The sequence below is a fragment of the Mesorhizobium sp. Pch-S genome, from assembly GCF_004136315.1.
Taxonomy (GTDB): domain Bacteria; phylum Pseudomonadota; class Alphaproteobacteria; order Rhizobiales; family Rhizobiaceae; genus Mesorhizobium.
Genome location: NZ_CP029562.1, coordinates 3,908,088 through 3,920,531 on the forward strand (window position 1 = coordinate 3,908,088; position 12,444 = coordinate 3,920,531).

Here is a 12,444-nt window from a genome sequence, read left to right on the forward strand (position 1 = left end):
TGGTCCTAGAACTTCTTCAGCCGCTGCATGGCAAAGAGGAGATCGGTGGAAACACCGGCGGCGGTCGGCTGGGCAAACAGGATCGTGGCCGCCGACATCTGCGGCGACGACGGATTGTCGAGCTCGTACATGGTGGTGTAGCGGGTGATGAACTTGCCGAGCTTCACGGGATCGGCGAAATCCTTGATGTTGAACTTGCTTTCGAACAGCTTCACCTGCTTGTCGATGTCGGCCTTGGCAAAGGCTTCCGGCAGGCCGAACGCCGTGCGCACCACCTGCGAAAGCGCCTTGTCGGCCAGGACTTCGTACCAGTTGGTCAGCGACGGCGCCTTGCGTTGGAAATAGAGCGCCAGCCGCACGCCTTCATTGGTCTTGCCGGCATCTTCTTCGAGTGTCTGACGCACATACTTGTCGGTCGCCGGCTGTTGCGCCAGCGAACGGGTCACGGCCTTCTCGCCATATTGGGCGAAATTGAAGGCGGTGACGAAGGCGATGTAGTTCTTGCTGCCCGACTTGTTGGCCGGACTGTTCGGATCGGTGATGCCGCCTTCAAGCATCTGGCGGATGCGCGCCGGCGTTTCCTTGGTGGGGTCGAGGCCATAAGCCGTCAGCGCGTAGTTCAACAGACGCTTGTCGGCCAGCAAGCCGTCCACGGAGCGCAGCTTGACGACATTGGTGTTGTAGTAGGCTGTTTCGGCGGCGATGTAATCGGCGCCGGGCTTGATCAGGCCGATCTGGCTTTTCGTGGTGTATAGTTTGAGCGTGTCCTTCTGGACCGCATCGCGCGTGGTCGTGTCCCGACCATACTCGGCAAAATTGAAGGCCGTGACAAAGTCGACATAGGCTTTGCCTGCCACATTGGCCGGGCTTTTCGGATCGGTGATGCCGCCATCCAGCATCTTGCGGATGGCTGTCGGATCTTCCGCATCCATGTCCAGCCCGAAAGCGGACATGGCGACCCGGAGCAGGCGCTTGTCGTTGACCAGATCGTAGGCCGACGTCACCTTGCCGATATTGAGTTTGTAATACTCGCTTTCGGCCTTGGTGTATTCCGGCCGCTGCAGGATCGTGGAAAACCCGGCGTTTGCGATGTACTGCTTGGGCACGGCAAACTGAACAGCGTCCTTGGACGTGGTATCGGCGCCGAATTGGTTGAAATCAAAGGCGGTAACGAAATTGGCGTAGCGCTTGTCACCTGCCGCGGCGAGCTTGTTGGCCGGGCTGTCGGGATTGCTGACCCCGCCCTCCAGCATTTCGCGGATACGCTCTGGCGTCTCTTTCTTGGCATCGATTCCGAAGGCGCCGAGGGCGATGGTCAGCAACCTGGAATCGCCCATCAGGTCGTCGATCGACTTCACGCTTGAAATCTTGCCGATGTAGTTGCGGATTTCGCCTTCGAGAAAGCTGCTGCCCTGCTGCGTGTAAGTGATGCCGACCTGCAGGGAGAAATTCTTCGGCACGTCATGCTGTGCGCCGTTGTAGGAGGTGGCCAACTCGCCATAGCGTTTGAAATTGAAGGCTTTGACAAACTCCGCGTAGCGCTTGTCGGTCAGCTTGTTGGCGAATGAGTCCGGCTTGTCGACGCCCTCGGTCAGCGCCTTTTTCATGAAAGCCTTGGCATAGGCCATGTCTTCGAGGCCGAAGGCCTTCATGGCATATTTGAAAAGGCGGTCGTTTTTCAGGAATTCATCGATCGACTTCACCTTGCCGATGTTGTCGAGATAATACTTCGTGTCGCGCGAGACCGTGACCTGCTTGCTGGTCCGGTCAAGCGACCGGGCAAGGTCCCTGGTGATCAACTGATAGTCCAGATAGGTGCTCACGCACGCCTCCCGCTGCAGCAGTTCGTGCTAAAGTAGGTCAACTTCCTTGCGCGAGGCTGAATCGCATCTGTCAAAAGCAAGGCGGGTGCAGTTCCAGGATTCAAGCCTCACACAAGGCACGACGTCTATTCCGTCTGCAGTTGAATCTCGGAAGGACCGGCAGTGGGCATTTTGATCGGCTTGGTGGTGACGCTCGGTTGCGTCCTCGGCGGCTTCATGGCCATGGGCGGGCACGTGCAGGTGCTGATCCAGCCATGGGAAGCCGTCATCATCTGCGGCGCGGCGCTGGGGTGCTTCCTCGTCGCCAACCCGATGAAGACGGTTAAGGACACGGGCAAAGCCATCCTGGAAGCCTTCAAGCAGTCGGTGCCGAAGGAGCAGGACTATCTCGAGACGCTGGGCGTCCTGCACTCGCTGATGCGCGAACTGCGCTCCAAGTCACGCTCCGAGGTCGAGGCCCATATCGACAATCCGGAGGAGTCGCCGATCTTCCAGGCGTTTCCAACGGTGCTCAAGAACCACGACCTCACGCATTTCATCTGCGACTATTGCCGCATCATCATCATCGGCAATGCGCGTCCGTTCGAGATCGAAGCGCTGATGGATGAAGAGATCCAGACCATCAAGGCCGACAAGCTGAAGCCCTATCATGCGATGGTTGCCGTTGGTGACGGCCTGCCGGCGCTCGGTATCGTCGCGGCCGTGCTGGGTGTGGTGAAGGCGATGGGCGCGCTCGACCAGTCACCGGAAATCCTGGGCGGTTTGATCGGCGCTGCACTTGTCGGCACCTTCCTCGGCATCTTCCTCTCCTATGCAGTGGTCGGCCCGATCGCCACCAAGATCAAGATGGTGCGCGAGAAGAAGAACCGTCTCTACATCATCGTGAAGCAGACGCTGCTTGCCTACATGAACGGATCGCTGCCCCAGGTTGCCATCGAGTTTGGCCGCAAGACGATCTCGTCCTATGATCGCCCGTCGATCGACGCCGTTGAGCAGAGCACGCTGAGCACCGGTGCCGCGGACAAGAAGGCGGCGTAAGCATGGCCTGTAAGAGCAACGATGTGATGGCGTCATGAGCGGCCTTGCCACCATGGATGACAGCCGTGCGCTGGTGATCGAGCGTCTGGTCGGCGACAGCGGAGAAGCGTCGCATGTGATCGGCGCCGGCCGCTCGATGGGCGAACGCATTGTCTCGCCATTGCAGAAGCGTCTTTCCGGCGAGATCGGCGCGCAGGTGACTCTCGACCTTCGCGCTGTCGAGGTTTCCCGCACCATCCAGGCGCGCGCGCATGCCGGTGACAATTTCGCCATGACAGTCGCGCCCTCGACCGTCTCGTCGGATGCGCTGACGATGGTGATGGATGCGCAGGCTGTGGCCGTGATGGTCTCTGCTCTTTTCGGTGGAGACCCGGAAGCCGCGGTTTCGCCGATCGAGCGCGACCTGTCGCCGCTGGAAGCCGAAGTGGCGACACTGGTTTTCGAAGAGATCGCGCAGGCGCTGAACGGGTCGGGCAAGCGTTCGCTCGATCTGCGTTTCCCGGTTCCGCGCGCCATGTCTGGCCAGGAAGCCAGGCGTCGGGTCCTACGCGACGGTGCGGCCGTACGTCTTGTCTTCGGCCTGTCTACCCCGACGGAAAGCGGTACGATCACGGTGATGATCCCCCAGCGCGTGCTTCTGGTGCAGCGCAATGGCGGAGCCGAAGAGGAGACGTCGTCGCAGACCGAATGGCACGAACGTTTCTCCGAGGAGGTGATGCGCTCGGCCGTCACCCTCGAAGCGACGATGCCGCTGGCAAGGATGACCTTGGGCGATCTCGCGCGGCTGCATGTCGGTCAAGTCCTTGATATCGAGGAAAACGCGCAGGGACAGGCGCAACTGTCCGCGCGCAACAAGACGCTGTTTGTCTGCGAGTTCGGCAAACTTGGTCAGAACTATACGGTTCGCATCAAGCAACCTTTTGATGCGGGACAGGACTTCATCGACGGGTTGATGCCCGGCTGATGTCGGAACTATTTGGAGACGACGCATGAGCAAGACCAACCCGGAAGCCGATCTCGAAGCCTCGGACGATCAGCTCAACCGTGCGATCGAGGAATTGCGCGGTGTGCTGCAGGAAGAAGAGCAGCGCGCGGGCACGCCGGCACGCGAGGCGACCGCGACCAATCCAGGTGTCATCCTCAACATCCCGGTTGATGTCCAGATCGTGCTTGGGAGCGCCGAGATGCAGGTGTCCGACCTGATGGGCTTGCAGAAGGGATCTACAGTGGCGTTGAACCGCCGCATCGGCGAACCGGTCGACGTTGTCGTCAACGGCCGCCGCATTGCGCGCGGCGAAATCACGGTCCTTGAAAACGACCCGTCGCGCTTCGGCATTCGCCTGACCGAGATCGTGGCGGCCAAAAAGAACGGTTGACCGGACATGCGACCCGCCGGGCAAGCAGCGAGGATGAGGGGATGAGCACGCCGCTGACGCTGACACGCGCACAGAAGGCCGCCGCAATCCTGGTTGCGATGGGAAAGCCTTCAGCGAGCAAGCTGCTGAAGTTCTTCAAACAGGAAGAACTCAAGGCGCTGATCGAGGCAGCACGCCTGTTGCGAACCATTCCGCAAGCTGACCTGGAACGCGTCGTCGCCGAATTCGAGGCGGAATTCACGGAAGGGGCAGGTCTGCTCGATTCCGCGGACAAGATGGACACGATTCTGAACGAGTCGCTGTCGCCCGAGGAAGTCGACGCCATCATGAGCGGCAAGAAGGCGGAAGCGGAGCCGGCTGGACCCCCGTCGATATGGCCGCAACTCGAGAAGCTGGAACCGCAGCGGTTGGGCAGCTTCCTCTCCGGAGAACATCCGCAGACTTCAGCGGCAGTCCTTTCAATGCTGGCGCCTCAGCCGGCGTCGGCGGTACTGCTCACACTGGACAAACAGCTGCGCAGCGAGATCCTGCGGCGCATGGTGACGATGACCGTGATCCCGGAAACGGCGACGAAGATCGTCGAAAGCCAGCTTCGGGCACGCGTGCTGGCCGAGACGTCATCGAAGGATACGACGGCAGGCCAGATCCGTGTTGCCAGCCTGCTCAACGAAATGGACAAGAGCCAGCTCGACGAGACGATGCAGGATCTCGAGGCCGCCGGCACGCCCGATCTCGACGGCGTGCGCGCCCGTATCTTCAACTTCGACGATCTGCCCCTGCTTACGCAGAAAGCACGCGTTCTCGTTTTCGACGGCTTGTCGAGCGAGGTGGTCACGCTCGCCCTGCGTGGTGCGACACCGGCGCTGACCGAAGCGGTACTGTCCTCCATCGGCCAGCGTTCGCGCCGCATGATCGAAGCCGAACTCAGCCAGGGTTCGGAAGGCGTTCCGATGGCCGACATCATGGCGGCACGCAAGAACGTTGCGGCTTCGACGGTGCGCCTTGCGCGGGAAGGCGCATTCGAACTGCCGGCGGCGCAGAGCGCCGCCGATGCAGCCTGACCAGCGCTAGTCCGGCGGGCGCGGCATGGCGGAGGCCGACGACAAGGATTCCAAAACAGAGGAACCCACAGAGAAGAAGATCCGCGACACGATGGAGAAGGGCAAGCTGCCTCACTCCAAAGAGGCGGCGCTGTTAACCTCCTTTGTGGCCATCCTGGTCTTCGCGGTCTTTTACGCGCGCGAGGCGACGGTAAACCTCAGCATCTTCCTGGCGTCATTCCTCGAGAGGCCGGAATCATGGTCGATCGACACCGAGACTGACGTCATCCACCTCTATGGAATGGTGATGGTCGAGATCGGCCGTGCGGTGGTCGCACTGCTGGTGCTGCTGGTGATTGCAGGCGTTGGTGCGTCGGTATTCCAGAATGTTCCTCAGTTCGTCGGTGAACGAATCCGGCCGCAATGGTCACGCATTTCGCTCGCCCAGGGCTGGAAGCGGCTGTTTGGCCTTCAGGGTTTCGTCGAATTCCTGAAATCGCTGGCAAAGCTCGGCTTTGTCGTCGCGGTGCTGATCTTCACGCTGTCGCAGGACCATCGCAGGTTGCTCAATGGCATGATCACCGGTCCCGTCGAGTTCGGCCTGGTGATACGCTCGATCGCCATTCAGATCCTTGTTGCCATCGTCTTTGTCATGACGGTCATCGCCGCCGCCGACTTTGTCTGGTCACGCTTCCACTGGCGACGCGACCTGAGGATGAGCAAGCAGGAAGTGAAGGACGAGCTGAAGCAGTCGGAAGGTGACCCGATCGTCAAGTCGAGGCTGCGCTCTCTGGCCCGCGACAGGGCAAGGCGGCGGATGATGACGGCAGTGCCCACCGCCACACTCGTCATTGCCAACCCGACCCATTTCTCGATCGCGCTGCGCTACGTCCGCGATCAGGATTCGGCGCCGGTGGTGCTTGCCAAGGGGCAGGACCTGGTGGCGCTGCGCATTCGCGAAATCGCGCGCGAGCACAATATCCCCATTTTCGAGGACGTTGCGCTTGCTCGCTCCATGTACAAGCAAGTTTCGGTTGATAGCGTCATCCCGTCACAATTTTACCAAGCAGTGGCCGAGCTGGTACGCATCGTTTACTCGAAAAAGGCAGAGCGCCGACGGACCTCATGAATCGACAGCCGCACACACTTTCGCGCGAAGTCATCGTAGCCCGTGCCATCGAACAGGTGGTGGCCGAACTCAGGCTCATCGATGTCGCCGACTACATCGCCTTCATCCGGCTCGAGCATTTCGCCTGCCTGTCGGATCTGGTCGATTCAGCATCCGAACTGTTTTTCGTGCCGGGCACATTGCGGCTTGGCAATGGCGGCGAGGCGCATGTCGACTGGAGCGGTTCGCCGCGCATCGTGCTCGACCTGGAACTGAGGCCGCGCGGCGTGACGGTCTATTTCCAGCTCACGCTGACAGAAAACGAAGCTTCGGTGGTCTTGAACTACATCTCGTTCGAGAAACCGGACGAAGATCCGACCCGCAACACCGAGTTGCTGGAGACCATGCTGGAAAGCGCCCGTATCCGGCGTCCCGAGCCGATAGGATAGGCAGGTTCAGTCGATGAGGCCCAGACGCAAGGCCTTCGCAACCGCCTGCGTACGGTTCACCGCATCCAGTTTCTGTGCCGACTGGGTGAGATACTGGTTGGCGGTGTGGACCGACAGCTTCAGAAGCCGCGCGATCTCCTCGCTGGTATAGCCGTTGGCAGTCAGCTTCAGGCATTCCAGCTCGCGCTTCGACATGGCTTTTGCGCGGCCGGTGTCCCCCGGCCGGATGCGGGACACGGCATCGAACAAAGTGAAGCAGCGAGCGTGGATGTCGTATATGGTATCGCCTAGCAGAGGCGTGACGTTTGCACCGAAGAAAACCACCAGGCCGCTCTGGCCGCGCTCGGCGTGAACAGGGAAGGCTATTCCGGTCGTGTCCGGAACGAGGGCAGCCGTACGCTCGATCCAGGGAAACACGCTTTCGGCTTCGGGGGGCCGGTCGATTTCAGTGGACCAGAATCGCGGGCCGGTGGAATGGCGCACGTGCTGGATGATGTCTTCGCTGGCCGCTGTGGAGATGTTGCGTGTTGCTCCGGCGATGCCAGGATAGTCGGAATCGAAACACGGTACCAACCGTGGCCGGTCGGCGGATGGCGAGACGAAATACAATCCGAACGCACTGGCGTTGATGTCCATCGCGATCCAGCGGCAGCGGCGCACGGCATCCGGGATGGTGACGGTGAAAAGGTCGGAGTTCGCTGCTGCAGCGCCGAACGGATTGCGATGCGCGAAGAATGAATCGTCGCCAAGTTCGTGTGCGCGAGCGTGTGTCAAATGATGCCGCTCCTGATCGCAGTCGCAATTGCCATCGCCCGGTTGGAAGCCGAGAACTTCTGGATGGCGTGGGTGATGTAGCTGTTGACCGTGTTGGCGGAGACGCCGAGGATGACGGCAACCTCTTCGGTCGTCTTGCCTTCCGAGACCCAGAACAGGCATTCGCGCTCGCGATCGGAAAGTGGATCCTGCAGCGCTGCGGTGGCGAGAAGCTGCGGCACTTGCGAAAGTGCGTAGCAGCACTTCAACTGTGCCCGGTTGAGGGCATCCTGCTGGATGTTGCCGGCCTCGGCCGCGGAAAACAGCAGGAAAAGACGCTGCCGGCCGACATCGAGGCGCAGCGAATAGAGTTCGGCATGTCCCAGCACATCGAGCAGCTTGGCTTCCTCGCCATTGAGCAGCCCTGCTGCCGTCTCTGCGTGGGATGCAACGAGCGCGCGCGGCCGATTGCCTGGGGGGGAGGTGAGGGGGCCGTGAGCCAGAGCGGCGATCAGATGCTTGCCGATCAATTCGATCGCGTCATACAGCCAGTTCGACGCGACGATACGGGCATCGTTGCGCTCCTCGTCATGGATGATTGCCACCAGCATGTAACTGTCGGCACCGATCTCATCGGAGAGTTGGGTGAGAAACCCGGTCAGGTCCGCGCGAGAGGCCAGACGTGTTCCGATCATGTCGGAAGCTATGGGGGCTGCAAAGGCTGTCATAGTCTTCGGGCCGGAATCGATTCTTATGCCCGGTGCTGGTTCAGCAGCGCCGGACGCGGGTACGCGTCACATTCACCTAAAACACACTCTCGGCGCACAACGGCACCTATCGGCCGAATCCGGCAGGGAACGCGAAACCAATCGCGCCTTGTGCCGGAAAACTCCGGTACAACAGGACTTTGGATGGTTCGCCGTGCCCCCTTGGAACGGCTGATTCGGGTTTAATTTAGCGGTTGATGAATCCGACTTCAAACGGGAATTGACAGATCCGGATTCAGTGGACTCGCAGACGCGACTCAGGCCGCGCATTTGCTGGATTTCGAGCCATGAAAAAAAATGTCTCGCCGCCCCTGGAGCGCTTCCAGGGGCGGCGAGGCGTGGCAGGCTACCGCCCCTCGAAACCGGTCAGGACGCCAACCGCGTTCACGCCGATCTCGTCGACGGCATAGCCGCCTTCCATCACGAACAGCGTCGGCAGGTTCAACCTGGCGATGCGGGCGCCGATCTTGGGATAGTCGCTGCTCTTGAGCTTGAACTGGCTGATCGGATCCTTTTCGAAGGTGTCGACGCCGAGCGAAACGACGACGACATCCGGGCCGTAGGCGGAGAGTTTTGCGCAGGCGTCGTCGAGGGCCGCGTTCCAGGCCTCCCAGCTGGTTCCGAAGGGGAGAGGGTAGTTGACGTTGAAACCTTCGCCGGCACCTTCGCCATGTTCGTCGGCATGGCCGAGGAAGTAGGGATATTCGACCATCGGATCGCCGTGCAGGTTCAGTACCTGTACGTCGGCGCGGGAATAGAAGATCTCCTGCGTGCCGTTGCCGTGGTGGTAGTCGACGTCGAGGATCGCGACGCGCCTGGCACCCTGGTCGAGGAACCATTGTGCGGCGACAGCGGCGTTGTTGATGTAGCAATAGCCGCCCATGAAGCCGGCACCGGCGTGATGTCCAGGTGGGCGGCACAGGGCAAAGGCAGCCGGCTCGCCATCCTTGACCAGCCTGGCGCCGGTCAGGGCAACGTCATACGATGATTTGATCGCTTCCCATGTGCCTTTGACGAAAGGTGCGCCGGCGTCGAAGGAATAATAACCCAGCTTGGCGTCGATGGTGTCGGGCACGACATCGCCACGCAGGCCGCGGGTTGGCCAGGTGTAGGGGATCGCCGAACCGGAGCGACCAAGTTTTTCCCATTCGGGATAGACCGTCGGCAGGAAGTCGATGTAGTCGGCCTTGTGGATGCGCTTGGCCGCGACGAGGTCATGTGTCTCCGGTGGCATGATCGGGCCGAGCTTTTCGCTCTCGACGCGTGCCTTGATGATTTCGGCCCGTGAGGGTTTCTCGAAGCCGGGTACGATCGCTCCCGACATCAGCTCCATCGTGCCGGCATGGCCGGCATGGAGCGGCGAATAGACAGTCTTCATGAAGTTCCTTCCCTGGAATGGTTGTTAGTCGAGATCGAGATAAGGGGTGACGAGCGCGATCCACATGGTCTCGACGTCATCCTCCAGCAGATCGAAGGTCCTGCGGTCCTTCTTGAGGCCAACAAGGCGGCACACGTGCCCGACCTCCATCATCACGACGCCGAGCCGGCTGGCGACGTCTTCCTGCAGGCCCGGATTCACATGACGCAGCCAGGCTGCATAAAGTGCGATAATCTGCTCATCATATTCGTTCTGGATCGGCCTCAGGTCCGGATTGCCGGTGATGGCCTCGATCACCGGCATCAGGCTGGCATTCTCGAGATAGAGCCTTGATGTGTCGATGAAGAGTTCCCGCACCTCGCGCTGAAACGCAGCGCGGGTCGTCGGGCGCGGAACCCGGGTGCGTTTTTCGATCACTTCGGGGAATGCCCCCAGCCAGCGCCGGGCGAGATCGAGAAGAATAGCTTCCTTGTTTGGATAGTATTGGTAGACCGAGCCAACAGACAGGCCGGCGCGCTGCGCAATGGCGAGCGTCGTCGGTGTCCCCGTTCCCTGCTCCCGCGTCAGTATCAGGGCGGCATCGAGAATCCGGTCGACGACTTTGCTCGACCGTTCCTGTCTCGGTTGCTTGCGCGGTTCCAGCGCTATCTTGGTCTTGCGTTTGAGATCGCGCTTCACCGCTTGAATTCCTCGTTCCCCGTCCGCTCTCAGCATACGCGCGGGGTGCTGTCCACAAGGCATCGCAGAATCCACATATTGACAAACGCGAATAAATAGTCGCATTTTTTCTCCACGCTGTCTTTAGGGAAACTAAGGGGAATTCCGGAGGCGGCAGACTGGCATCAATTTCTGTCCGATCACGCCGTCCCTGGGGGGGGCGGTCATGTGTGGAGTGCAGAGTCGAGGCGGTCTTGATCAGTCAAAAGCGCGGAGTCGCGATGTCTGTCACTGGTGCGGTTCATCAAGCCGATCTGATCGTCGTAAACGGCCGTGTGCTGACCATGGATGACGACAGTCCCGTCGCAGAAGCCGTTGCCATCAAGGACGGGTCCATCCTCGCAGTCGGCAGCCGTGCTGTCGTCGAAGCCCTGAAGGGGCCTGCCACCAAAATCGTCGATGCCAAGGGCGGTTCGGTGCTGCCCGGCTTCATCGAAGCGCACATGCATCTCTTTTCCGGTGCGGCCGAGCTGGCGCATCTGCATCTTGCCGGTGTTCATGGCTTCGACGCTCTCAAGGAGGCGGTCCTTGCTTATGCCGCATCCCGGCCGGATGCGCCGATGCTTGTCGCGCAGAGTGCCGACTACACCATCCTCGGCGAGGAGCGGGTGACCCGGCATCATCTCGACGCGATCCTGCGGGATCGGCCGTTCTGCATGGCTGCCCCCGACCATCATACGATGTGGGCCAACACCTGTGCACTGGAAGCCGCAGGGATCCTGCATGGCCGTGCGCTTGGCCCGGGCAACGAGATCGTCATGGGCGAGGACGGGCTGGCCGAAGGCGAACTGCGGGAAGGCGAAGCATTCGGTCCGGTGCTGGCCTTGGCCGGTGAGGAACGTGTGCGGCTCGGACTGTCGACCGGCGGTGAGCCGGATCCGGCACCGACGCCTGAACAGCGTGCCGCCGACCGTGACATCATGCGGCGTGGTCTGGCGTGGTGTGCGCAGCATGGCATCACGTCGATCCAGAACATGGATGGCAATCTTTACCAGCTCGAACTGCTGGCCGAAATCGAAGCCGAGGAAGGGCTTTCCTGCCGCGTGCAGATACCTTTCCACTTCAAGAATTTCATGAAGCTCGACATTCTGGAGAAAGCCTCGCTCATGGCCGAACGCTATGACAGCGAGTGGCTGTCCTCCGGCATCGTCAAGGTTTTCTACGACGGCGTGCTGGATTCATGGACGGCCGTGATGATCGAGCCTTATGCCGATCGCCCGGATTGGGTCGGTGAGCCGTTGTTCACGCCGGAAGAATTCAAGGCCCTGGCCGTTGCCATCGATGCGCGCGGCCTGCAGATCGCGGTGCACTCCATTGGCGACGGTGCCGTGCAGGCTGTGCTCGATGGCTATGAGGCGGCGGCGACAGCCAACGGTCAACGCGAGAGCCGCCACCGCATAGAGCATATCGAGGTGGTTGCGGCTTCCGATGTTCCGCGCTTCGCTGAACTTGGCGTGATTGCCTCGATGCAGCCTCCGCATCCGCCGGGAGCGATGGATTTTCCGCTGGAGCCGACAGTGTCGCGTATCGGCAAGGCGCGCTGGCCGCTGAGCTATGCCTGGCGCACGCTGAAGGATGCAGGCGCGCATGTCGTCTTTGCTTCCGACTGGCCAGTTTCGCCGATTGATCCAATCCTCGGCATCCAGGCGGCGGTGCTGCGCAAGCCTTGGGCGCAAGGCGATCCGGACCAGAGCTTCTCGCTGAGGGAGTCGATCGCGGCCTACACCGTGGAGGGCGCTTATGCCGAGTTCATGGAGCAGCGCAAAGGCAGGCTGAAGCCAAGGTTCATGGCCGATCTCGTTGTGCTTTCGCAGGATGTCGAGGCGGTCGAGCCGCAGCGGCTGCATGAGGTGCGTCCCGTCACGACCATCTGCGGCGGCAAGGTTACCTATCAGTCCTGATGGTGAACATTCGTTTCGCCCGATGAACTGATATTCGATCCGATTGTTGCCAAGCGTGGCGGCTTGTGGTGACAATCTAAACCAGAAGAAAAGG

General features: G+C 60.8%; 12 protein-coding genes. 7 read left to right on the forward strand and 5 right to left on the reverse strand.

Features of this window, described 5'->3' with window-relative positions:
- Positions 1-5 precede the first annotated feature (5 nt).
- Complete coding sequence (locus C1M53_RS18380) at positions 6-1,823, reverse strand: DUF1217 domain-containing protein (RefSeq protein WP_129413548.1); 1,818 nt, start codon at positions 1,821-1,823, stop codon at positions 6-8.
- Positions 1,824-1,985: 162 nt separating this feature from the next.
- On the opposite strand from C1M53_RS18380, the gene motA reads away from it, so the two are divergent.
- Genes motA through C1M53_RS18410 form a run of 6 tightly spaced genes read left to right on the forward strand, consistent with a single transcriptional unit; the run spans position 1,986 to position 6,834 of the window.
- Positions 1,986-2,861: a flagellar motor stator protein MotA gene (gene motA / locus C1M53_RS18385; protein ID WP_129413549.1), complete on the forward strand. Its 876-nt coding sequence runs from the start codon at positions 1,986-1,988 to the stop codon at positions 2,859-2,861.
- A gap of 34 nt (positions 2,862-2,895) precedes the next feature.
- On the forward strand, positions 2,896-3,825 hold the full coding sequence (locus tag C1M53_RS18390) for a FliM/FliN family flagellar motor switch protein (protein ID WP_129413550.1): 930 nt from the start codon (positions 2,896-2,898) through the stop codon (positions 3,823-3,825).
- Positions 3,826-3,850: 25 nt separating this feature from the next.
- Entirely contained in the window at positions 3,851-4,237 is a 387-nt protein-coding gene (gene fliN / locus C1M53_RS18395) for a flagellar motor switch protein FliN (protein WP_129413551.1), read from the forward strand.
- 41 nt (positions 4,238-4,278) lie between these two features.
- Complete coding sequence (locus C1M53_RS18400) at positions 4,279-5,298, forward strand: flagellar motor switch protein FliG (protein WP_129413552.1); 1,020 nt, start codon at positions 4,279-4,281, stop codon at positions 5,296-5,298.
- Between the two features lie 25 nt (positions 5,299-5,323).
- The gene (gene flhB, locus C1M53_RS18405; RefSeq protein WP_129413553.1) at positions 5,324-6,406 is read left to right on the forward strand and encodes a flagellar biosynthesis protein FlhB; all 1,083 of its coding nucleotides are present in this window, start codon (positions 5,324-5,326) and stop codon (positions 6,404-6,406) included.
- Positions 6,403-6,834, forward strand: coding sequence for a hypothetical protein (locus C1M53_RS18410; protein WP_129413554.1), 432 nt, complete (start codon positions 6,403-6,405; stop codon positions 6,832-6,834). The genes flhB and C1M53_RS18410 overlap by 4 nt, the downstream gene beginning before the upstream one ends.
- A 6-nt stretch (positions 6,835-6,840) precedes the next feature.
- Here the strand turns inward: C1M53_RS18410 and C1M53_RS18415 are convergent, their stop codons facing one another.
- The 4 genes from C1M53_RS18415 to C1M53_RS18430 all read right to left on the reverse strand — a co-directional run bounded on the left by C1M53_RS18415 (position 6,841) and on the right by C1M53_RS18430 (position 10,410).
- Positions 6,841-7,608, reverse strand: a complete 768-nt coding sequence (locus tag C1M53_RS18415) for a helix-turn-helix transcriptional regulator (RefSeq protein WP_245488202.1) — start codon at positions 7,606-7,608, stop codon at positions 6,841-6,843.
- Positions 7,605-8,315 carry a helix-turn-helix domain-containing protein gene (locus tag C1M53_RS18420; protein WP_129413555.1) on the reverse strand — a complete coding sequence of 237 codons (711 nt, stop codon included), beginning with the start codon at positions 8,313-8,315 and terminating at the stop codon, positions 7,605-7,607. Before C1M53_RS18420 ends, C1M53_RS18415 begins: the two co-directional genes overlap by 4 nt.
- A 385-nt stretch (positions 8,316-8,700) precedes the next feature.
- Positions 8,701-9,732 (reverse strand): histone deacetylase family protein, encoded by a 1,032-nt coding sequence (locus C1M53_RS18425; RefSeq protein WP_129413556.1) that lies wholly within the window; start codon positions 9,730-9,732, stop codon positions 8,701-8,703.
- 24 nt (positions 9,733-9,756) lie between these two features.
- Positions 9,757-10,410, reverse strand: a complete 654-nt coding sequence (locus tag C1M53_RS18430) for a TetR/AcrR family transcriptional regulator (protein ID WP_129413557.1) — start codon at positions 10,408-10,410, stop codon at positions 9,757-9,759.
- Between the two features lie 260 nt (positions 10,411-10,670).
- On the opposite strand from C1M53_RS18430, the gene C1M53_RS18435 reads away from it, so the two are divergent.
- A complete protein-coding gene (locus C1M53_RS18435) occupies positions 10,671-12,350 on the forward strand; it encodes an amidohydrolase (protein ID WP_129413558.1) in 1,680 nt (559 codons plus the stop codon).
- The last annotated feature ends 94 nt before the right edge of the window (positions 12,351-12,444 follow it).

What these genes read in the sequence shown, in the direction of transcription:
- C1M53_RS18390 (WP_129413550.1), top strand. Translation starts at nt 2,896, where the DNA reads ATGAGCGGCCTTGCCACCATGGATGACAGCCGTGCGCTGGTGATCGAG.
- fliN (WP_129413551.1), top strand. Translation starts at nt 3,851, where the DNA reads ATGAGCAAGACCAACCCGGAAGCCGATCTCGAAGCCTCGGACGATCAG.
- C1M53_RS18400 (WP_129413552.1), top strand. Translation starts at nt 4,279, where the DNA reads ATGAGCACGCCGCTGACGCTGACACGCGCACAGAAGGCCGCCGCAATC.
- flhB (WP_129413553.1), top strand. Translation starts at nt 5,324, where the DNA reads ATGGCGGAGGCCGACGACAAGGATTCCAAAACAGAGGAACCCACAGAG.
- C1M53_RS18410 (WP_129413554.1), top strand. Translation starts at nt 6,403, where the DNA reads ATGAATCGACAGCCGCACACACTTTCGCGCGAAGTCATCGTAGCCCGT.
- C1M53_RS18420 (WP_129413555.1), bottom strand. Translation starts at nt 8,315, where the DNA reads ATGACAGCCTTTGCAGCCCCCATAGCTTCCGACATGATCGGAACACGT.
- C1M53_RS18425 (WP_129413556.1), bottom strand. Translation starts at nt 9,732, where the DNA reads ATGAAGACTGTCTATTCGCCGCTCCATGCCGGCCATGCCGGCACGATG.
- C1M53_RS18435 (WP_129413558.1), top strand. Translation starts at nt 10,671, where the DNA reads ATGTCTGTCACTGGTGCGGTTCATCAAGCCGATCTGATCGTCGTAAAC.